The organism is Pseudoroseomonas cervicalis (genome assembly GCF_030818485.1).
In the GTDB taxonomy this organism is placed as follows: domain Bacteria; phylum Pseudomonadota; class Alphaproteobacteria; order Acetobacterales; family Acetobacteraceae; genus Pseudoroseomonas; species Pseudoroseomonas cervicalis_A.
This window is the reverse complement of sequence record NZ_JAUTAJ010000004.1, coordinates 3,756,618-3,776,983: the sequence shown is the minus strand read 5'-3', so window position 1 is coordinate 3,776,983 and position 20,366 is coordinate 3,756,618. Positions and strand designations below refer to the sequence as shown.

General features: G+C 71.9%; 21 protein-coding genes. 10 read left to right on the top strand and 11 right to left on the bottom strand.

All coding sequences use genetic code 11. The annotated features are described in order from the left end of the window. Positions 1-726: universal stress protein (locus QE401_RS21730; protein WP_307140177.1), on the top strand; the 726-nt coding region annotated here is incomplete at its 5' end. Positions 727-854: 128 nt separating this feature from the next. On the opposite strand, the gene QE401_RS21725 is transcribed toward QE401_RS21730, so the two are convergent. After that, a complete protein-coding gene (locus QE401_RS21725) occupies positions 855-1,745 on the bottom strand; it encodes an SMP-30/gluconolactonase/LRE family protein (protein WP_307140176.1) in 891 nt (296 codons plus the stop codon). A gap of 174 nt (positions 1,746-1,919) precedes the next feature. Here QE401_RS21725 and QE401_RS21720 point away from each other — a divergent pair, with 174 nt between their 5' ends. Then, positions 1,920-4,250, top strand: a complete 2,331-nt coding sequence (locus QE401_RS21720; RefSeq protein WP_307140175.1) for a xanthine dehydrogenase family protein molybdopterin-binding subunit — start codon at positions 1,920-1,922, stop codon at positions 4,248-4,250. Between the two features lie 119 nt (positions 4,251-4,369). On the opposite strand, the gene QE401_RS21715 is transcribed toward QE401_RS21720, so the two are convergent. From QE401_RS21715 to QE401_RS21695, 5 genes are all read right to left on the bottom strand, one after another. Beyond that, positions 4,370-5,023: a hypothetical protein gene (locus QE401_RS21715; protein WP_307140174.1), complete on the bottom strand. Its 654-nt coding sequence runs from the start codon at positions 5,021-5,023 to the stop codon at positions 4,370-4,372. A gap of 11 nt (positions 5,024-5,034) precedes the next feature. Continuing rightward, positions 5,035-5,775 (bottom strand): hypothetical protein, encoded by a 741-nt coding sequence (locus QE401_RS21710; RefSeq protein ID WP_307140173.1) that lies wholly within the window; start codon positions 5,773-5,775, stop codon positions 5,035-5,037. A 133-nt stretch (positions 5,776-5,908) separates the two neighbouring features. Next, positions 5,909-6,793 carry an MBL fold metallo-hydrolase gene (locus QE401_RS21705; protein WP_307140172.1) on the bottom strand — a complete coding sequence of 295 codons (885 nt, stop codon included), beginning with the start codon at positions 6,791-6,793 and terminating at the stop codon, positions 5,909-5,911. Next, on the bottom strand, positions 6,790-8,049 hold the full coding sequence (locus QE401_RS21700; RefSeq protein ID WP_307140171.1) for a lipase family protein: 1,260 nt from the start codon (positions 8,047-8,049) through the stop codon (positions 6,790-6,792). Before QE401_RS21700 ends, QE401_RS21705 begins: the two co-directional genes overlap by 4 nt. Before the next feature lie 141 nt (positions 8,050-8,190). Continuing rightward, positions 8,191-8,913, bottom strand: coding sequence for an SDR family NAD(P)-dependent oxidoreductase (locus QE401_RS21695; protein ID WP_307140170.1), 723 nt, complete (start codon positions 8,911-8,913; stop codon positions 8,191-8,193). Between the two features lie 93 nt (positions 8,914-9,006). Between QE401_RS21695 and QE401_RS21690 the strand changes: the two genes are divergently transcribed. Then, positions 9,007-9,405: a winged helix-turn-helix transcriptional regulator gene (locus QE401_RS21690; protein WP_307140169.1), complete on the top strand. Its 399-nt coding sequence runs from the start codon at positions 9,007-9,009 to the stop codon at positions 9,403-9,405. 140 nt (positions 9,406-9,545) lie between these two features. On the opposite strand, the gene QE401_RS21685 is transcribed toward QE401_RS21690, so the two are convergent. Next, positions 9,546-10,460: a LysR family transcriptional regulator gene (locus QE401_RS21685; RefSeq protein WP_307140288.1), complete on the bottom strand. Its 915-nt coding sequence runs from the start codon at positions 10,458-10,460 to the stop codon at positions 9,546-9,548. A gap of 147 nt (positions 10,461-10,607) precedes the next feature. Between QE401_RS21685 and QE401_RS21680 the strand changes: the two genes are divergently transcribed. After that, positions 10,608-11,261 carry a hydrolase gene (locus QE401_RS21680; protein WP_307140168.1) on the top strand — a complete coding sequence of 218 codons (654 nt, stop codon included), beginning with the start codon at positions 10,608-10,610 and terminating at the stop codon, positions 11,259-11,261. A gap of 39 nt (positions 11,262-11,300) precedes the next feature. On the opposite strand, the gene QE401_RS21675 is transcribed toward QE401_RS21680, so the two are convergent. The 4 genes from QE401_RS21675 to QE401_RS21660 are packed head-to-tail and all read right to left on the bottom strand — an operon-like array spanning position 11,301 to position 15,670. Further along, the gene (locus tag QE401_RS21675) at positions 11,301-12,203 is read right to left on the bottom strand and encodes a DMT family transporter (protein WP_307140167.1); all 903 of its coding nucleotides are present in this window, start codon (positions 12,201-12,203) and stop codon (positions 11,301-11,303) included. Next, positions 12,200-13,282 (bottom strand): DMT family transporter, encoded by a 1,083-nt coding sequence (locus tag QE401_RS21670; protein WP_307140166.1) that lies wholly within the window; start codon positions 13,280-13,282, stop codon positions 12,200-12,202. Before QE401_RS21670 ends, QE401_RS21675 begins: the two co-directional genes overlap by 4 nt. Next, positions 13,275-14,108, bottom strand: a complete 834-nt coding sequence (locus tag QE401_RS21665) for an HTD2 family dehydratase (protein ID WP_307140165.1) — start codon at positions 14,106-14,108, stop codon at positions 13,275-13,277. The genes QE401_RS21670 and QE401_RS21665 overlap by 8 nt, the downstream gene beginning before the upstream one ends. Further along, positions 14,105-15,670, bottom strand: a complete 1,566-nt coding sequence (locus QE401_RS21660) for a hypothetical protein (protein ID WP_307140164.1) — start codon at positions 15,668-15,670, stop codon at positions 14,105-14,107. Before QE401_RS21660 ends, QE401_RS21665 begins: the two co-directional genes overlap by 4 nt. An 89-nt stretch (positions 15,671-15,759) precedes the next feature. Here QE401_RS21660 and QE401_RS21655 point away from each other — a divergent pair, with 89 nt between their 5' ends. The 6 genes from QE401_RS21655 to QE401_RS21630 all read left to right on the top strand — a co-directional run bounded on the left by QE401_RS21655 (position 15,760) and on the right by QE401_RS21630 (position 20,302). Then, a complete protein-coding gene (locus QE401_RS21655; protein WP_307140163.1) occupies positions 15,760-16,530 on the top strand; it encodes a class I SAM-dependent methyltransferase in 771 nt (256 codons plus the stop codon). Then, a complete protein-coding gene (locus QE401_RS21650) occupies positions 16,527-17,525 on the top strand; it encodes a glycosyltransferase family 2 protein (RefSeq protein ID WP_307140162.1) in 999 nt (332 codons plus the stop codon). Before QE401_RS21655 ends, QE401_RS21650 begins: the two co-directional genes overlap by 4 nt. Then, a complete protein-coding gene (locus tag QE401_RS21645) occupies positions 17,525-17,857 on the top strand; it encodes a DMT family transporter (protein ID WP_307140161.1) in 333 nt (110 codons plus the stop codon). The genes QE401_RS21650 and QE401_RS21645 overlap by 1 nt, the downstream gene beginning before the upstream one ends. Positions 17,858-17,942: 85 nt before the next feature. Next, positions 17,943-18,887: a DMT family transporter gene (locus QE401_RS21640; protein ID WP_307140160.1), complete on the top strand. Its 945-nt coding sequence runs from the start codon at positions 17,943-17,945 to the stop codon at positions 18,885-18,887. A 70-nt stretch (positions 18,888-18,957) separates the two neighbouring features. After that, entirely contained in the window at positions 18,958-19,515 is a 558-nt protein-coding gene (locus QE401_RS21635) for a sugar O-acetyltransferase (protein WP_307140159.1), read from the top strand. A gap of 82 nt (positions 19,516-19,597) precedes the next feature. Beyond that, the gene (locus tag QE401_RS21630; protein ID WP_307140158.1) at positions 19,598-20,302 is read left to right on the top strand and encodes a glutathione S-transferase N-terminal domain-containing protein; all 705 of its coding nucleotides are present in this window, start codon (positions 19,598-19,600) and stop codon (positions 20,300-20,302) included. Positions 20,303-20,366 lie beyond the last annotated feature (64 nt).

Below are 20,366 nucleotides of genomic sequence, written 5' to 3'. Positions count from 1 at the left end.
CTGCCGCACACGCGCGACGCCGTGGGCGCGGTGCCGCCCGGCGGCAGCGCCTTCCTGGAACGGCGCAACGCCACCCTGGCCCGCCGGGCGGAGCAGGAGGCGAGCGCCGCGCTGGCCGCCTTTGCCGCCGCCGCCGGCGACCTGCCCCATGATACGCTGCGGCTGGAGGAGGCGCCCGAGCCCGCCCTCCTGCAGGCCAGCGCGCTGCACGACCTCGTCATCATCGGCCGCGACAGCACCATCGGCCAGGAGGCGAATGAGGAGGGCCTCGCGCCGGTGATCGAGCATCTGCTGCATCGCGGCGCCCGGCCCCTGCTGGTGGTGCCGCCACGGGCCGAAATGCGCGACCACGACCCGGATGGCGCGGTGCTGGTGGGCTATGACGCCTCCCTGCCGGCGATGCGCGCGCTGCAGCTCTACGCGCTGCTGAAGCCCGAGGGCGAGGTGACGGCCAAGATCTTCACCTGCGACGAGGACCGCGCCACCGCCCAGGCCATGGCCGAGGAGGGCGCCACCTATCTGCGCCGGCACGGGGTGGAAGCGCGGGCGCTGGGCGTCACCGGCCAGCACCCGGCTGACCTGCTGCTGGCCGAGGCGGCGGACAGCCGGCCGCGGCTGGTGGTGATGGGGGCCTATGAGACCTCGGGGCTGCGCAGCTTCCTGCTGGGCTCGGCGACGCGGAAGCTGCTGCGGGAGCTGAACTGTCCGATCTTTGTGCATAGATAAGCGAAGGGTTCTTTTTTGAAAAAAAGAACCAAAAAACTTTTGTCAGTTGGCGTCCCGCCTATGGCCCGAGGCGGGACGCCAAACTGAAAGAAGTCTTTTGCTTCTTTTTCTTCAGAAAAAGAAGATTCTCAGCTTTGCGGAATTTCCACCGCCAGCACGCTGCCACTTTCGCTTTCCGTGATCAGCAGCGTGCTGCCATCGGGGGCGAAGCAGCAATTGGTCGGCAGCCGGCCGAACTCGCGGCAATCGATGGCGAAGAGCGGCTGGCCATGCGCATCCGCGCCCCAGACCATGCCGTGGCCCGGATTGGCGACGAAGAGCCGGTCCCGCACATCCACCGCCATCCCGTCCGGACCCATCGTGCCGCCGGGCAGCCGCAGGAAGCATTGCGCCTTGCCGACGAAGCCATCATCGCGCAGCGCGAAGCGCCAGACATCGCAGGAGCGGGTCATCGCCACATAGGCATGGGTGCCGGCGCGGTTCAGCGCCACGCCATTCGGGCTGGGGCCATTGCGCAGCAGCGTCTCCACCCGTCCGTCGGGCCAGAGGCGGTGGAGGCGGCCCGTGGGGTCCTGCAGGCCGGTCTGGCCCTGGTCGGTGAACAGCACCTGGCCGCCCGGGCCGGTGGTGACGTCGTTCAGCCCCTTGAAGCCCTCGGTGTGGAGGCTCTCCAGCAGCGGCGCCAGGCTGCCGCTGGCCGGGTCCAGGCTGAGCAGACCGTGACGGTGGTCGGCCAGCAGCAGGCTGCCGGCGGTGCCGAGCGCCAGGCCGTTCGGCCAGCCATCATATTCGGCGACGGCCTCCCACACCCGCTGGCCGACGCGGAAGATGCGGCCGAAGGGGATGTCGACCACCATCAGGTTGCCGGCATCGTCGAAGCACGGGCCTTCGAGGAAGGAGTGCAGCAGCGCGCCGCCGCGATGCGCATCGGCCCAGGCGGAGCGGCGCGGCTGGCGGTGGGTGTCGGGCAGCCGGCTGAGCAGCTTTGGGGTGAGCGGGCGGGGTGCAGGGAACCACATGGGCGCGCAAGCTGCCCAAGCCGCGCCGCGCCGGCAAGCGGCACCGGGGCCGGGTCACCGCCGCGCCGCCCGCATGACGGTTTCGGGAGGAGCGGGCATCCCGGGCGAGCCCCCTTCCCCTGCCCCGGATCATGCCCAATGATACGCCCGGGACATAATGGGGAGCGGACTCCAATGGCGAAATTCGGCCTCAGCCAGGCGGTGCGGCGCATCGAGGATCCTCGCCTGCTGAAAGGGCATGGCCGCTACACGGACGACATCTCGGCCGCCGGCCAGCTGCATGGCTATGTGCTGCGCAGCCCGCACGCCCATGCCCGCATCCTGTCGATCGACACGGCGGAGGCGAAGGCGATCCCCGGCGTGCACGCCATCCTGACCGGCCAGGACTGGCTGGCCGAGGGGCTGGGCCAGATCCCCTGCGCCATCCCGCTGAAGAACCGCGATGGCAGCCCGCGCGCCGAGACGCCGCGCTACGGCCTGGCGGTGGAGAAGGTGCGCCATGTGGGCGACCCGGTGGCCTTCATCGTCGCCGACAGCCTGGCCATCGCGCGCGACGCGGCGGAGGCGGTGTTCGTCGATTACGACATCCTGCCCGCCTGCACCGACCTGGCCACCGCGACCGAGCCCGGCCAGCCGCAGTTGTGGGACAGCGCGCCGAACAATCTGTGCTTCGACTGGGAGACGGGCGACAAGGCGGCGACCGAGGCGCTGTTCGCCAAGGCCGCGCATGTGACGAAGCTCGAGGTGGTGAACAACCGCATCGTGGTCGCCAGCATGGAAGGCCGCGCGGCGCTCGCCGAATACGACACGGCGTCGGAGAAATTCACCCTGCATGCCGGCACGCAGGGCTCCTGGCTGGTGAAGGACCTGCTGGCCAAGGTGGTGTTCAACCTGCCGCCGGAGAAGTTCCGCGTGGTGACGCCCGATGTCGGCGGCGGCTTCGGCATGAAGCTGTATCTCTATGCCGAATACGCGCTGTGCTGCTGGGCGGCGCGCAAGCTGGGCCGGCCGGTGAAATGGGCCGCCGAGCGCATGGAGGCCTTCCAGTCCGACACGCAGGGGCGCGCCAACCTGACGCTGGGCGAGATCGCGCTGGACGCTGACGGAAAATTCCTGGCGCTGCGCACCCGCAACATCGCCGATATGGGCGGCTATCTCTCCACCTTCGCGCCCTATATCCCGACCGGCGCCGGCACCAAGGTGCTGGCCAGCGTCTATGGCTTCCAGGCGATCTACGCGAATGTGCTGGGCGTGCTGACCAACACCGTGCCGGTGGACGCCTATCGCGGCGCCGGGCGACCGGAGAGCAACTACCTGGTCGAGCGGCTGATCAATGCCGCGGCGCATGAGCTCGGCATCGACCGCATCGAGCTGCGCCGGCGCAACATGGTGCCGCCCTCGGCCATGCCGCACCGCACGCCGGTCGGCCAGAATTACGATTCCGGCGATTTCGCCACCGTGCTGGACGCGGCGCTGGCCAAGGCCGACTGGGCCGGCTTCGAGGCGCGGCGCGCGGAATCCGAGGCGCGCGGCCGCAAGCGCGGCATCGGCATGGCCTACTACCTGGAGGCCACCGGCGGCGACGCGTCGGAGCGCGCCGAGATGCGCTTCGCCCAGGATGGCATGGTGGAGGTGCTGGTCGGCACCCAGTCCACCGGCCAGGGGCATGAGACCGCCTATGCCATGATCACCAGCCACCAGCTCGGCATTCCGCTCGAGAAGATCCGTGTGGTGCAGGGCGATTCCGACGAGATCCCGACCGGCGGCGGGACGGGTGGCGCGCGCAGCCTGTATTCCGAGGGCACCGCGCTGCTGGCCACCGCCGCGACCGTGATCGAGAAGGGCAAGCAGGCCGCCGGCGAGGCGCTGGAGGCGGCGCCGGCCGATATCGAGTTCACCGGCGGGCGCTTCGCCATCGCCGGCACCGATCGCGGCATCGGCATCCTGGAGCTGGCCATGGCGCAGCGCGAGCGCGCCGCGCGCGGCGAGCCGGCGACCCTGCTGGACGCGGCGGAGATCGCCGCCATCCCGGCGCACACCTTCCCCAATGGCTGCCACATCGCCGAGCTGGAGGTGGACACCGACACCGGCCACATCACCGCCAGCCGCTACATCGTGGTCGATGATGTGGGCCACGCGCTGAACCCGCTGATCGTGCGTGGCCAGGTGCATGGCGGCGTGGCGCAGGGCTATGGCCAGGCGGTGATGGAGCGCACCGCCTATGACCCCGAGACCGGCCAGCTGATCTCGGCCAGCCTGAACGACTACGCGCTGCCGCGCGCCTCCGACCTGCCGGATATCGAGGTCGAGCTGATGGAGATCCCCTGCGAGACCAACCCGCTCGGCGTCAAGGGCGCGGGCGAGGCCGGCGCGGTGGGCTCGCCGCCGGCGGTGATGAACGCGCTGGTCGATGCGCTGCGCGGCAGCGGCATCCACCATCTCGACATGCCGGCGACGCCGGAGGTGGTGTGGCGCGCGCTGCAGGAGGCGAAGCGCGCCGCCTGAGGCGGGCGCCGCCCGGAACGAGGAAAGGCCAGGGCGATCGCCCTGGCCTTTTTCACATCCGGCCCGCCGCGGCGGGCGGGGCGTTGCCGCCCCTCCCCATGAGGCTCAGCCGGCCAGGCTCAGCGGAAGCTCAGCTCGCTGGTGGTGCAGAGATTGATCTCGCGCCGCTCCTCGGCCCGGCCATTCGCCCAGACGACGCGGATGTCGTAGGAGCAGGGCCCCTCCGGCAGGCGGATGAACATGCGCTGCCCGGCCTCGACCACATCCTGGCCCAGACGGTCCTCGCCCCAATTGTCGTCGGTGGCGGGCGAGGCGTAGAGCTCGCGGATCGCGGCATTGCCCTGGTTGACCAGCTCGAAGCTCGGATCGCCCTGCGGCGTCGTCACCCGGCCGCTGGCGTCGCGCTGCAGCGAGCCGGTGCGCGCCGGCGTGCCGATCACCACGTCACGGTCGATGCAGGTGTTGACGTCGCGCTTCTCCTCGGTGAGGCCGTCGGCGAAGACGATGCGCATATCGGTGCGGCAGCCGCCGCGCGCCGGCATGCGCACGGCGCGCTCGGCGCCCTGCTCCAGCGGGCTGGCCAGCCGGTTCTCGCCCCAGGCGCGCGACTGCACCGGCGAGGCGTAGAAGCGCTCGATGGCGCGGCCGCTGCGGTTGGTCAGGTTGAAGGAGCCATCCTGGTCGGCCGCGGGGGCGTTGCCCTGCGCCATCGCCGGCAGCGCCAGCAGCAGCGCGGCCAGGGTGGGCAGGGCGAGTTTGGTGGTCATCCGCATCGGGGGTTTCCTCAGGGGAAGCGCAGCGCCGGGCGTGCGCAGAGATCGACGCCACGCTGCTCCTGCGGGGCGCCATCGGCATAGACGATCTTCACGTCATAGATGCAGTCGCCAGGGGGCAACGGCAGGGCGACACTGCCGCCCGCCCGCAGGGTCCGGCCGAGCAGCCGGTCCTCGCCCCAATCGGGGCGCCCCGAGGGCGAGACAAAGACGAATTCGATCGGGCGACGGCCGCGATTGTCGATGCGCAGCGTGGCCGGGCGGCGCTGCTGCGGCGCGTAGCCGGGCGCGGCGCCATAGGCCGGGCCGCCCGCATAGCCCTGCGGCGGCGCGCCATAGCCAGGCCCGCCATAGCCGGGCGCCCCATAGCCGGGGGCCGCGTAGCCGGGCGGGGTGACACCGGGCGGCGGCCCGGCGGGGTCGAGCACCAGGCGGCGCTCGGCGCAGCCATCGAAGCCGCGATAATCCTGCACGCCGCCATCGCGGAACACCACGCGCACATCCTGCAGGCAGCCGCCGCGCGGATCCAGCCGCACGCGATGCACGACGCCGGGCGGAATGGCGATGGTGCCCAGCCGGTCATGCCCCCAGTCGCGGATCTCGACCGGGTTGGCGTAGAGCTGCTCGACGATGCGCGGCGTGTTGTTGACCAGGTCGAAGGACGGGTCGGGCAGGCGCTGCGCCGCGGCCTGTTGCGACGCACCAAAGCCGGCCAGCGCCAGGACGGCCGCAAAGGCGGAATGCCGGATCATCTGTCGCGCTCCCTTTGACCGCTGGCTGAACGGCAGAGGGATGGCGAGGTTGCCGCTTGATGTCCACACGCACCCCGATCACGGAGGTGATAGCGGTGCTCACGATCCGGCGCGGGGTCCCGTCAAGCGATGCTCAGCCGATCCAGCGCCCGCCCTCGCGCGTCACCTGGCCTTCGTCTTCCAGCTTCAGCAGATGCGCCAGCAGGCTGCGCCCCGCCGCCGGCACCAGCCGCGCATCCAGCGCGCCATAGACCGCGGGCACCAGCGCCTCGGCGCTCGCCGGTCCGGCGGCGCGCAAGGCGGCCAGCACCTTCGCCTCGCGCTCCAGCCGATGCGCCAGCAGGGCGCGGGTGAAATCCTGCGGCTGTTCGAGCGGGGCGCCATGGCCGGGCAGGAACAGCGCCTCGTCGCGCGCCGCCAGCCGTTCCAGCCCCGCCATATAGGCGGCCATGTCGCCATCCGGCGGGCTGACCACGCTGGTCGACCAGCTCATCACATGATCGGCGGAGAACAGCACGCCGCTGTCGCGCAACGCGAAGCAGAGATGATTGGCGCAATGGCCGGGCGTGTGCAGCGCCATGAGGCGCCAGCCCGCGCCGTCCACCACCGCGCCATCGGCCAGCGTGACATCGGGGCGGAATTCATGGTCGCCCCCCTCCCCGCCGGCCTCGGGCGGGGTCTGGTGCGGGCCGAAGCCGTAGCTGCGCGCGCCGGTCGCCGCGGCGAGCGCAGCCGCCCCCGGCGAATGGTCGCGATGCGTGTGGCTGACAAGGATCTTTGTCAATTGCTCTCCGCCGATGGCGGCGAGCAGCGCGGCGTGGTGCGCTGCATCCTCGGGCCCAGGGTCGAGCAGCGCGACCTCGCCCTCGCCGATGATGTAGCTGTTGGTGCCGAGGAAGGTGAACGGCCCCGGATTGGCGCAGCGCAGCCGGCGCAGCCGCACGCCGCCGAAACGCCCCAGCTCCTGCACCACGCCGCTCGGCCAGGGATCCTCGCGCAGGAAGGCGGGGCCGCTCACAGCGCGCCTCCGCGCGCGGCGGGGCGCGGCGGCGGGTCGCAATCCGGCGCCAGCGGCGCGCCGCGCAGGGCGCGCGCGGCGAAGTCCAGCGCGTCGCGCTGCGAGGCGAGCCAGGCGCTGCCATGGTCGAGCCCGGCATAGAGCCGCCCCTCGGCCAGCGTGCCCGCCGCGCAGAGATCGCGCAGCAGGGCCAGCTGGCCGCTGGCGGCGACGTCGCGATCGGCCGCGCCGATGCCGAGGAAGACCGGCATGCGCAGCTGCCGCGACGGATAGGCCAGGCGGGGCAGCACGGCGCGCTCCACCAGCGCCTCCGCCCCCGGGCGCAGCGCGGCCTGGCGCGTCAGCCCCGCAGCGACCACACGCCCGGCGAGCGGGCCGACACAGAGCTCGGCCGCGGCCTCGGCGAGCGGCAGGGCAGCCGGGGTGAAGAAGCGATCCGGCGTCAGCGACGGGTCGTGCAGCCGCGCCGTCAGGGCCAGGTAGAAGGCATAGGCCAGGCCGGGATCGGGCCGGTCGGCCGGCACGCCGGTGGCCTGCAGCGCGCCCGGGCGCAGATAGGGCGCGCCGGTGGCGATGACCGCCGCCACCTGGAGATCGGGCGCGTAGCTCGGCGCCAGGCCGCCAGCCGCCAGCGCCGCGCCGCCGCCCTGCGACTGGCCGGCGATCACCACGCGGCCATTCAGCGGCAGGCCGGCCGCCAGCGCGGCGCGGGCGCCATCCAGCACGCCCTGGGCCTCAGCCCGCTTGTCCAGATAGGGGTGGGGCCCCGGCGTGCCGAGGCCCTCATAATCGCTGGCCACCACGGCATAGCCGGCGGCCAGCCAGGCGCCGAGATAGCGCTCATAGCGCGGATTGGCGCCGGTCCAGGAGGGGGCGCAGACATCCGCCACCCCCACCGTGCCATGCGCCCAGGCCAGCAGCGGCCAGCCGCCGCGCGGCGGATCGCCGGCCGGAAGAAAAAGCTGCCCGGAGATGGCGATGGGCCGCCCATCCACGCCGCTGCGCGAACTGTAGAGGATGCGCTGCTGCAGCCCGGCCTCGGCGATGCCCTTCTCGGGCGGCAGCGCCTCCTGGCGGAGCATCTTTCCCGGTTCGGGCAGGGTGTCGGTGTAGCGGTAGAATTCGGCGGTGCCGCCATCGCCGGGGCCAGCGGGAGCCTCCGCCTGGCTCAGCCCGGGGCCGGTGGCGCAGGCGGCGAGCAGGGCGGCCAGGAGCAGCGCCCCGGCAGGGCGGCGTCGCGGCGGGCGCTGGGGCATGGCGGTCCGTCCCATCTTTTCAGGCCGGACAGAGTGGGGAGGATGGCAGGGCTTGTCTATCGGGGGCGCGGATGGGCGGCATCCGGCGGCCCCGCGCCCGGGCGGCTGCGGGAGGGTCCTCCCCCGCAGCCTCGCAGCGGGTCAGACCTGCCGCATCCCGCCATCGACGCAGAGCTCGGCGCCCGCGATGTAGCTCGCCTCGTTGCTGAGGAGGAACAGCGCGGCGGACGCGACTTCCTCCGGCCGCGCCATGCGGCCGAGCGGGATCTGCCCGACCAGCGCCGCGCGCACCGCCTCCGTGGTGGCCGCCATCATCGCCGTGTCCGTGGGGCCGGGGCTGACGACATTCACGCGGATGCCGCGCGGCGCCAGCTCCGCGGTCCAGCTGCGCGCATAGGAGCGCAGCGCCGCCTTGGTGGCGGCATAGGTGCCGTAATGGGCAATGCCCGCCATGTCGGCGATCGAGCCGATCAGCACGACCGAGCCACCCTTCTCCATGGCGCCGAGCGCCGCCTGGAAGGCGAGAACCGGGCCGCGCACATTGACCAGGAAATGCCAGTCGACATGCTCCGGCGTCTCCTCGGCCAGCAGCGCCGGCTCGGAGATGCCGGCATTGAGCACCAGCGCGTCGATGCGGCCATGCCGATCGCGCACCGTGGCGACGGCCGCCGCCACATCCTGCGGCAGGCTGGCATCCGCGACCAGGCCGCGGGCGCCGCGGCCGATGGCGGCGGCGGCCTTCTCCACCGCTTCGGCACGCCGGCCGGTGAGAAAGACCGTCGCACCTTCGGCCGCCAGCCGCTCGGCGGTGGCCAGGCCAATGCCGCTCGCGCCGCCCACCACCAGGGCAATCCTGTCCGACATCCGCGCCATCCTCGATCTCCTGTTCTGCAAGGATGGCGGTCTAGATATACGCGGTGTATCTGGTAGCAAGAACGCACCTTGGATAGCCTAGATATGGCCGACGATACCGACCTTGAAGCCCTCTCCGCCTGCGCGCTGGCCAACATGGCGCGGGTGCGCCCGGTGCTCGACAAGATCGCGGACAAATGGACCATCCTGATCCTGACGGTGATCTGCCCGAAGCCCGCGCGCTTCAACGAGATCAAGCGGCGCCTGGATGGCATCACCCACAAGGCCCTGGCGGATGCGCTGAAGCGCCTGGAGCGGAACGGGCTGGTGACACGCACCGTGCTGCCGACGGTGCCGATCGGGGTGGAATACGCCATCACGCCGCTGGGGCATTCGCTGCGCCAACCCTTCGAGGCGCTGTGCGGCTGGGCGCTGGCGCATGGCGAGGCGATCCACAGCGCCAGCACGGCCTATGACCGCGCCAGGGAGGTCGAGCAGGCCTGACGGGATACGACTGCCGGGAGGGGTTGCGTTCTGCCTTCCCCATGCAGGCCCGGCGCGCCTCGGCCGCCGGGGATGAGCGGCCGCGGCGCGCATGCCGGGCGCAGGCCTCCCCTGGCCCCGCCCCACCGGCGGGGCAGGCGTCAGGCCGCGCCGGTCTTCGCCCGCCCGGCCTCCGCCTCGCCGGGATTGGCAGCCTCGCCGAAGCACTTCAGCAGCAGATCGGTCAGGACGCGTATCTTGCGGGAGGGGCGGCCGGGCGGGCGGATGACATAGACCCCGGCGGGTGGCGGCAGATACCGCGTCATCACCTCGACCAGCGCACCGGACGCCAGATGCTCGCCGACAATGCCCTCGGGGATCAGGGCGATGCCGAGACCCGCCAGGGCAGCGGCGGCCAGGGCAGTGCCATTGTCCGCCTTGAAGCGCCCCTGCGGGCGGATGGTGATGACCGTCTCGCCATCCATGAAGCGCCAGGCTTCGGTGCCCTGCAGCAGCGCCTGATGCGCGGTGAGGTCCTCCGGCTTCTCCGGGGCGCCATGCGCCCGGATGTAGTCGGGGCTGGCGACGAGCCGGCCGATGATCGGCCCGACATGCCGCGCCACCAGATTGGAGTCGGGGAGATAGCCGATCCGGATCGCGCAATCGAAGCCTTCGGCAATCAGGTCGACGAAGCGGTCGGTGTAGACGGCGTGGATGTGAAGCTGCGGATGCCGCCGCGCCATGTCGGCCAACACGGGGGCGAGATGCGTCGGCCCGAAGGTCAGCGGGACGGCGATCCTCAGCCGGCCGCAGAGCTGCCCGGCGGGCAGGATCGTCTCCCGCGCCAGGTCGATCTCGGCACAGGCCTTGGCCGCATGGTCGCGAAAGGTGCTTCCGGCCTCCGTCAGGGCGGCGCCGCGGGTGGTGCGGACGAGCAGCTGCACGCCAAGCTCCGCCTCGAGCCGCCCGAGGCTGCGGCTGACGATCGATTTCGACACGCCGAGCCGGCGCGCGGCGGTCGACACGCCTCCGGCATCGGCCACCTCAACAAAGGTTCTGAGATCCTGGATATCCAAGCGGGCGTTCCCCGATCTGCGACACAGCCTAACAGGCGGCAGGACTATTGCGCTGCCAAACCGCTCTTCACTCTCGGCCGCGGGCAGCGCCGCCATGGCGCTCAGCCTTGCAACGCTTCAAGCCCGACAGCGGCAGAGGATGATCTCATGACCTTCCGGAACGGCCTCGCTTCCCTGCTTCGTCCCGAGGATTCGGTTCTTGTCCTGATCGACCACCAGCCCTTCCAGCTGGCGAACCTGAACAGCCACGACCCGCAGATGGTCGTCAACAACTCCACCGCCCTGGCCAAGGCGGCCAAGGCCTTCGCGGTGCCGACCATCCTGACCAGCGTTCTCGCCCGCCAGGGCGGCCTGATCTTCCCGCAGATCACGGACGTCTTCCCGGGCCAGCCGGTGATCGACCGCACCCTCATCAACACCTGGGAGGACAAGCCGACGGTGGACGCCGTCAAGGCCACCGGCCGCAAGCAGCTGATCATCGCCGGGCTCTGGACCGAGGTCTGCGTCGCCATGCCGGCGATCCAGGCGGCCGGCGAGGGCTGGGACGTGACGGTGGTCACCGACGCCTGCGGCGGCGTCTCGGTCGAGGCGCATCAGGTTGCCATCCAGCGCATGATCGCGGCCGGGGTGAACATGATGACCTGGCTGGCCGTCGCCGCCGAATGGCAGCGCGACTGGGCCCGGACCGAGCATGTCGCCGGCCTGATCGAGACGATGAAGCAGCATGCCGGCGGCAGCGGCATCGCCTATCTGTGGGAGCAGCAGCTGCTCAACACGCCGGTGGTGCCCAGCGCGGGCTGAGCCGCCCGGGGGCACGGCCGCTGCGCAGCGGCCGTGCCCCTAGCCCCGCCGCCGCATCTCCCGATGCAGAATATACAGCCCCGCCGCCACGATCAGCCCGGCCCCGGCCAGCATGGAGAGTGTCGGCGTCTCCCCCCAGGCGATCCAGCCGATCAGGATCGCCCAGATCAGCGCGGTGTAGGAATAGGGCCCGAGGGAGGAAACCTGGGCGCTGGCATAGGCCTCGGTCAGCGCCACCTGGGCCAGCCCGCCCAGCAGCCCGATCGCCAGCAGCAGCGGCAGCTCGGCCAGCGTCGGCGTCACCCAGACGAAGGGCAGCACCAGCAGGCTGAAGCCGGTCATCAGCAGCGACTGCCACAGCACGATGGTCGAGCTGGCCTCGGTGTCGGAAAGCTGGCGCACCAGCATGGTGGTCATGCCGGAGAACAGCCCATGCACCGCCGCCGCCGCGAAGCCGGCCCAGACCAGCCATTCCGCCACCCCCGGCGGGCCGCGATGGCCGCCGCCGAAGGCGCCCTGCCCGATGGCGATCACCAGGATGCCCAGGAAGCCCACCAGCACCGCGCCCCAGCGATGCGGCCCCGGCCGCTCGCCGAGGAAAGGGATGGAGAGGATGATGACGAAGAGCGGGGTGGAGTAGGTCAGCGCCGTCTGCTCGGCCAGCGGCAGCACGGTGAGCGCGAAGAAGGAGCAGCTCATGGCGGCCAGCCCCGTCATCGCCCGCGCCACATGGCCGGGGAAACGGCGGGTCGCCAGCGTCACATGCCGGCGCAGCGCGATCGCCACCACCACCGGCAGGGCGAAGGCGTTGCGGAAGAACATCAGCTCCGGAAACGGGATGCGGGTGCCAAGGCCCTTCACCAGCGCGCTCATCAGCGCGAACAGGGCCGTCGCCAGCAGCATCAGCAGCGCGCCGCGCTTCAGGTCGTGGCGCAGCGTCATGGCGCGGCCTTCCCGAAGCGCGCGGCGCGCGCCCGCAGCCGCTCGCGATAGAGGTTGTAGAGCCCGGCGGCGATGACGATGGCCGCGCCGGCCAGCGTCGCCAGCGCCGGCAGGTCGCCCCAGATCAGCAGGCCCAGCACCAGCCCCCAGACCAGGGTGGTGTATTCGAAGGGCGCCAGCACCGAGACGGGGGCGAGGGCGAAGGCGCGGGCAAAGAGGAAATGCGCCACGCCATTGGCCAGGCCGAAGCCGATCAGCGCCAGGGCGGTGCCGGGGCCGGGGATCCAGGCGGGCGGCGGGAAGGCCGGCAGCAGCAGCAGCCCCACCGGCACATGCGCGGCCAGCAGCCAGAAGGCGATGGTGGCGGGCGTGTCGCTGCGCGACAGCAGCCGGGTCCAGATGCGGGTCAGCGCCATCAGTGCCACGGCGGCCAGCATCATGCCCGCCTCCCAGCGCCACAGCGCACCGCCGGGCTGCAGCATCACCAGCACGCCGCCGAAGCCCACCGCCGTGCTGGTCCAGCGCCGCCAGCCCACGCGCTCGCCCAGCAGCGGGATGGCCAGCAGCGTCATCAGCAGGGGGGCGGCGGAGGCCACGGCATAGCTGTCCGCCAGCGGCATGGCGCGCGCCCAGGCGATGTAATAGGCGATGGTGACGACGCAGTGCAGCAGGCTGCGCCAGGCGATCAGCCTTCCATTCACCGGCCGCAGCGAGGCGCCGCGCGCCAGCAGCGCGATGGCCAGCGCGCCGAAGATGCCGCGCCAGATCATGGCGGCGGCGGCGCCGACCTCGGGCAGCGCCCATTTCACCGCGGCATCGGCACAGGCGATCACCGCATAGCCCAGGGCGATCAGCCCGATGCCGCGCACCGCATCATCCAGCCGGGGCCGCGCTGCGGCCAATGCCTCGTCCGGCCGGGGCCGCAAAGCGGCCAATGCCTCGTCCGGCCGGGGCCGCAAAGCGGCCAGTGCCTCGTCGGGCCGGGGCCGCAAAGCGGCCCCGGCGGGCTGTTGTCGGGTGGGCTCGGCCTCGCCCTCCTGCTCCGCCGCCAGGGGCCGGGCGGCGGGCAGCTCAGACAAGATCGGCCTCGGCGACCTGACAGGTGGCGCCGGTGGCGTCGCGGGTCTCGAGCTTCACCTGGCCGCCCGCGCGCTCGCCCAGCAAGGTGAGCCTCTGGCCGGCGATGGCGGCGCGCTGGCCGCGGTAGGAGAAACGCGCCAGCCGGGCGCCGGGCCCGGCGATGTCGAGCGCGTGCTGCGCCAACCAGGTGGCCTGCAGCGGCCCGTGCACGACCAGGCCCGGATAGCCCTCCACCCCGGTGACATAGGGGTGGTCGTAATGGATGCGGTGGCCATTGCCGGTCAGGGCCGAGTAGCGGAACAGCATCACCGCATCCGGCAGCAGCTCGGCGCGGCTCGCCGCCGGCCAGGGCGGGGCGGCGGGGGCGTCGCGCAGCGCGGCGCCGCCGGTGCCGCGATAGACGATGTCCTGCTCCTCCTCCAGCACCGGCCCGCGCGGGCCTTCCAGGCTGTGCCCTACGGTGACAAAGACCAGCTCGCCGCTGCCGCCCTTTTTCTCCGTGATCTTCAGAATGGTGGAGCTGCGGCGCAGCGTGTCGCCGATGCGGATCTCGCCCTGGAAACTGACGCGGCCGCCGGCCCACATGCGCCGCTCCAGATGGTGCACCGGCGGCAGGAAGCCGCCGCGCTTCGGATGGCCATCGGGGCCGAGCCCATCCGCCGGCTTCCAGTCCTGGAACAGCAGCCAGTGCCAGAGCGGCGGCAGCGCGCCCTCCCCGAGCGGGCGGGAGATCGTCGCGGCCATGCCCTCGGCCAGGCGCGGATCCATCCGGTCCTCGCGCGTCTCGCTGCGCCCGAGATACTCCTCATACGCCATTCCGGTCATTCCTCCCGCTCATACAGCATGTAGCCGGCGATCTCCCCCTTCAGCCGATACTGCTCCCAGGCGCGCGCGAATAGCGGGTTGCGGCGGAAATATTCGATGAAGTCGAAACGCTGCCCGTTGCAGTCGGCGATGCCGGTGTTGCGGGACACGACCACGGCCGAGGGCCGCAGCCGCAGGAAACGCTCGGTCAGGCTGCGCCAGACCAGCGCCTCCGCCGCGCCCATCTGCGCCGGATCGCGATAGCGTGCGCCGCCGGCCGGGCAGTCCCGGTACACGGCCTGCAGCAGCCAGGTGCTCATGAAGGGCGAGATCCAGCGCGACTCGGCATAGGTGACGGCGGGGAAGACGGTCGGGATGTCGGGGGAGAGCACCAGCAGGCGCTGGCCCGGCGCCTCGCGCTCCAGCCAGTCGGCCAGCAACCCGCCCGGGCTGGTGGCGTAGCGCAGCGCGACCCAGGGCGCCTCGCCGCCGCGCAGGGTGAACAGGGTGAAGCCGAAGGCGACACCGATGGCCAGCAGCGGCGCGGCGCGGCGCAAGGTCGCCTGCGGCAGGGTGCCGTCCAGCCCGCGCGCCAGCATGGCCGCGCCGGCCAGCCCGCCGAAGATCCAGACCGGCACCAGGTGGTAGCTCCAGCCCTTGTGCTGCACCAGGGCGGCGGCCAGCGCCCCCAGCGCCGCGGCGGCGGCCAGGCGCGGCAGCCAGCCGGTCGGCGCCCGCGCCGCCAGCGGCGCCAGGCCGAGGGCCAGCACCGCGGCGCTGCCGGTAGGCGCGGTCAGCAGCACCGCCCACCAGGGCGCGCCGCCGAGGTCGAGATACCAGTCCCGCACCAGCGGCACGATGTTTTCGAAGTAGGCCGGGAAGACGAAGTGGATCAGCGCCAGATAGGCCAGCCAGAGCGCCGCCATGCCCCAGGGCACGGGGTCGAGCAATGGCCGGGCCCAGCCCTGGCGGCGGATCCGCGCGAGCAGCACCACCGCCTCGACCAGCGCCGGGATGGCCAGGAAATGCGGCTTCAGCGCGAAGCCGATGCCGGCCAGCAGGGTCACCGCCGCCACCAGCGCGGCCGGCGTGGCGCGGCCCAGGATGCGGCGCTCCGCCAGCAGCAGATAGGGCAGCGCCAGCAGCGCCATGATCTGCTCGCGCTGGCCGAAATCCTGGCCGGCGGAAAGCGGCAGCAGCGGCAGCATGGCCGCCATCACCGCCCGCTCGGCCGGGCCGGCCTCGCGGTCGCGCAGGGCGTGGCAGAGCCACCAGCACAGCGCGCAGAGCAGCAGCAGCGTCAGCACCAGCGCCTGGGGCGGGTCGAGCGGCGTCACCGAGGCCAGCCAGGCCGCCGGCCAGTTCAGCAGGAAGATCAGCGGCGGGTTGATGTCGATCAGGTCGACATAGAGCACCTCCCCCGCCCGCATGCGGCTGGCGAAATCCAGCACCGCCGCGACATCCGGGTTCAGCGGCGGCGCCAGCACCACCGCCAGGAAGCCCAGCGCCGGCAGCAGCGCGGCCAGGCGCAGCAGCCAGGGCCCGGCGCGGCGGGGGGTGTCTCTGTCGGAAGGCAGGGGCATGCGGCGGGGTATCCTGGCCGGGAAAGGCGGCGGTGGCGCTTCCCTCGCAACCCATTGCGGCAGGACGCGGGCGCTGCCACAAGGATCACGTGGACGCGATCGAATACGACCTCATGGACCGGGCCGAGGACGGGATGTGGTGGTACCGCGCCCTGCGCGCCCGCGCCGAGGCGGCGCTGCGCGACGGCGCCCCGCCCCCCGGCCCCTGGCTGGATGTCGGCTGCGGCACCGGCGGGCTGCTGCGCCACCTGGCCGCCGCCTTCCCGGGCCAGGCCCTGGCCGGGCTGGAATACAACCCCGCCGCCGCCGCCCGCGCCGCCGCCAAATCCGGCGCCGCCATCGCCGCCGGCGACGCCGCCCGCCTGCCCTTCGCCGAGGCCAGCTTCGCGGCACTCGCCAGCATGGATGTGCTGTGCCACGCCGCGGTGGACCAGGCGGCGGCGCTCGCCGAGATGCGCCGCGTGCTGGCCCCCGGCGGGCTGCTGGTGCTGAACCTGCCGGCCTTTTCCTGGCTGGCCTCGGCGCATGACCGGCGGGTGCACAATGCGCGCCGCTACAGCGCGCCCGAGGCCGCGGACCTGCTGCGGCAGGCCGGCTTCGAGGCGGTGGAGGCGCGCTACTGGAACGCGCTGCTGCTGCCGCTGATGGTGCTGCAGCGCAAGGTGCTGGCGCGCGGCGAGGATCATTCCAGCGACGTCGCCCCATTCCCGCCATGGCTGGATGCGACGCTCTACGCGGCGACCGGGGCCGAGGCCGCGCTCAGCCGCCTCGGCCTGCGCTACCCGGCCGGCGGCTCGGTGCTGCTGACGGCGCGCCGCCCTTCCACCCCCTCCTCCCGCCTGCAAGGCCGCGCCGCATGACCCTCGCCTCCCTCAGCCCCGCCCCGGAGGCCGCCACCGCCGAGGCCGCGCGCCCGCCGGGCCGTGTCGGCCTGTCCATCGTCGTGCCGGTCTATCGCGGCGCCGACACGGTGGGCCTGCTGGTCGAGGCGCTGTCGGCGCTGCGGCCCGAAGGCGGCATCGAGATCGTGCTGGTCAATGACGGCAGCCCGGACAATTCCGGCGAGGTCTGCCGCCAGCTTGCCGCCACCGCCCGCGTGCCGCTGACCTTCGTCGAGCATGCGCGCAATTTCGGCGAGCACAACGCGGTCATGAGCGGGCTGCGCCATGCGCGCGGCGACTATGTCATCACCATGGATGACGACCTGCAGAACCCGCCGGAGGAGGTCATCAAGCTCTACGACCATGCCCGGCTCGGCAGCTGGGACGTGGTCTATACCCGCTACGCCAAGAAGGAGCATGAGGGCTGGCGCAATCTCGGCTCGCGCTTCGCCAACTGGGTGGCGGACCAGCTGATGGACAAGCCGAAGGGGCTCTACCTCTCCTCCTTCCGCTGCATGTCGGCGCTGGTGGTGCGGGAGGTGACGAAATATTCCGGCCCCTACCCCTATATCGACGGCATCATCCTGCAGGTCACGCAGCGCATCGACAGCATCGAGGTGATGCATCTGGCGCGCGCCCAGGGCCGCAGCAACTACACGCTGCGCCGGCTGATCCGGCTCTGGCTGAACCTCGCCACCAATTTCTCGCTGCTGCCGCTGCGCATGGCGATGTTCGTCGGCCTCGGCATGGGCGTGCTCGGCATGCTCGGCGCCGTCTTCACCATCGTCGAGGCGCTGACCAAGGACACGCCCTCCGGCTGGGCCTCGGTGATGACGGTGGTGCTGCTGGTCGCCGCGGCGCAGTTCTTCGTGCTCGGCGTGATGGGCGAGTATCTCGGCCGCGCCTTCCTCTCGGCCAATGGCAAGCCACAGGGCGTGGTGCGCGAGGTCATTCGCGCGCGGGATCCGGCCTGATGCTGCACTGGCTGGTCCTTGCGGCGGCCATCAGCACCTCGCTGATCGGCCAGGTGCTGCTGAAGGCGGGCACGCTGGGCGAGGGAAGCTTCCTCACCCAGCTCTTCCGCTGGCAGACCATCATCGGCCTCGGCTGCTATGGCGGCGCGGCGATGCTCTACATCGTGGCGCTGCGGAAGATCCCGATGAGCGTGGCGCTGCCCTGCACCGCCGCCTCCTACGTCGTCATCGCGCTGATCGGCCATTTCATGTTCGGCGAGGCGCTGGGCCCGCAGAAGGTGGCGGCGATCGGGCTGATCTCGCTCGGCGTCGCGCTGCTCGCCACCGCCTGAGCCGGGGGCCGGGTCGCGGCCCTTGTCCTGGCGGCGCGGCGGGGCTAGGCCGCTCTCTTCGCAGTTGCAACATGCGGAGAGCGCCATGCCCGGCCAGGCCGAGCCCGTTTCCCCCGCCGGCGCGCTGGCGCGGGCCTGGCAGGCGCCGGTTCTGCTGCTGGTGCTGGCGGCGCTGTTCTGGTCGGGCAATTTCATCATCGGCCGCGCGGTCAACACCATCGCCTCGCCCTTCTTCCTGGCCTTCTGGCGCTGGGCCCTGGCGCTGGCGCTGCTGCTGCCCTTCGCCTGGCCGCATCTGCGGCGGGACTGGCCGCTGCTGCGCCGGCATCCCTGGCGGCTGCTGATGCTCTCCTGGCTCGGCCTCGCCAGCTTCAGCGTGCTGACCTATCAGGGGCTGCGCAGCACCGGCGCGATCAACGGGCTGCTGCTGCAATCGGTCATCCCGCTGGCCATCCTGCTTTGCGGCTTCCTGCTGTTCGGCGAGCGCACGCGGCCGCGCCAGCTGGCCGGCATCGCCTGCTCGGTGGCGGGCGTCGTCGCCATCGCCGGGCATGGCTCGATCGAGGATCTGCGGCAGCTGCGGCTGCATCCGGGCGATCTCTGGGTGCTGGGCGCCGTGCTCTCCTACGCCGTCTATTCCTCCTGCCTGCGGCTGCGGCCGCGCCTGCATCCGCTGAGCTTCCTGGCCGCCAGCATCGCCCTCAGCCTGCTGGTGCTGCTGCCCGGCTATGCCGTGGAGAGCTGGGCGGCCGGCCATCCGGCGCCGGGTGCCGCCGGGGTCGGCGCCATCGCCTATCTGGCGCTGTTCCCCTCGCTGCTCTCCTACCTGTTCTTCAACCGCGGCGTGGAGCTGATCGGCGCCGCGCGGGCCGGGCAGTTCATCCATCTGATGCCGCTCTTCGGCAGCGTGCTGGCGGTGCTGTTCCTGGGCGAGCGGCTGCAGCTCTTCCACCTGGCGGGGCTGGCGCTGATCGGCGGCGGGCTGCTGCTCGCCATGGCCGGCGGCCGGGACGCGCTCAATCCGCGGTGATTGCGGCCGGGCCGCCTTCCCGGATCGGCACCGCGCCCTAGGATCGGCGCCGAACCACAAGGAACGCCCCATGGATCCGCGCAGCCAGAAGCAGCGCATGCTCGCCGGCGACCTCTACATCGCCGAAGGCGAGGAGCTGGCCGAGGACAATCGCCGCATCTCCGCCTGGATGGCCCGCTACAACGCCGCCCTGGCCCTGCCGCCGGAGCAGCGCCACGCCCTGCTCGCCGAGGCGCTGGGCAGCGTCGGCCAGGGCGTGAACATCCGCCCGCCCTTCTTCTGCGACTATGGCTACAATATCGAGATCGGCGACGGCGCCTTCATGAACTTCAACTGCGTCATCCTGGACGTGGTGAAGGTGCGCATCGGGCGCGGCACGCAGATCGGCTCGGCGGTGCAGATCCTGACCGCCGACCATCCGCGCGACCCGGCGCAGCGCGCCAAGGGGCTGGAATTCGGCCGCCCCGTGACGATCGGCGCCAATGTCTGGATCGGCAGCGGCGCCATCATCCTGCCCGGCGTCACCATCGGCGATGATGCGCTGATCGGGGCGGGCAGCGTCGTCACCCGCGACGTGCCGGCCGGCGCCACGGCGCTGGGCAACCCGGCGCGGCTGCGCCCGGGCTGACGGCCACGGGTTGAAGCCGCGCGGGGGAGGCGCCACCCTCTCCCCGACGACATCCGCCCCGCCCGGGGCCAAGGAGGGCCGCATGGCCGATCTCTCGCATTTCCCGATCACCCAGCGCTGGCCGGCGCAGCATCCGGACCGCATCCAGCTCTATTCGCTGCCCACCCCGAACGGGGTGAAGGTGTCGATCGCGCTGGAGGAGCTGGGCCTGCCCTATGAACCCCACACCATCGATATCGGCCGCAACGAGACCTGGACGCCGGAATTCCTCTCGCTGAACCCGAACGGCAAGATCCCGGCGATCATCGATCCCGACGGGCCGGGCGGGAAGCCGCTCGGCCTGTTCGAATCGGGTGCCATCCTGCTCTATCTGGCGGAGAAGACGGGCCGGCTGCTGCCGGCCGATCCGGGCCTGCGCATCGAGACCATCCAATGGGTGTTCTTCCAGATGGCCGCGGTCGGCCCGATGTTCGGCCAGCTCGGCTATTTCCACAAATTCGCCGGGCGCGAGATCGAGGACAAGCGGCCTCTGCGCCGCTATGTCGACGAATCGAAGCGCCTGCTCGGCGTGCTGGAGACGCGGCTGGCGGGGCGCGACTGGATCATGGGCGACGACTACACCATCGCCGACATTTCGCTGCTGGGCTGGGTGCGCAACATCAACGGCTTCTACGAGGCCGGCGAGCTGGTGGAATTCGGCAGGCTGAAGGAAGTGCCGCGCTGGCTGGAGGCCGGGCTGGCCCGCCCGGCGGTGCAGCGCGGCCTGACCATCCCGGCCCGGCCGTAAGGCGAAGCGGAAGGGCGCCCCGGACCTTTGCCCCGGACCTTGCCCCGGACCGGGCGCCCCTCCC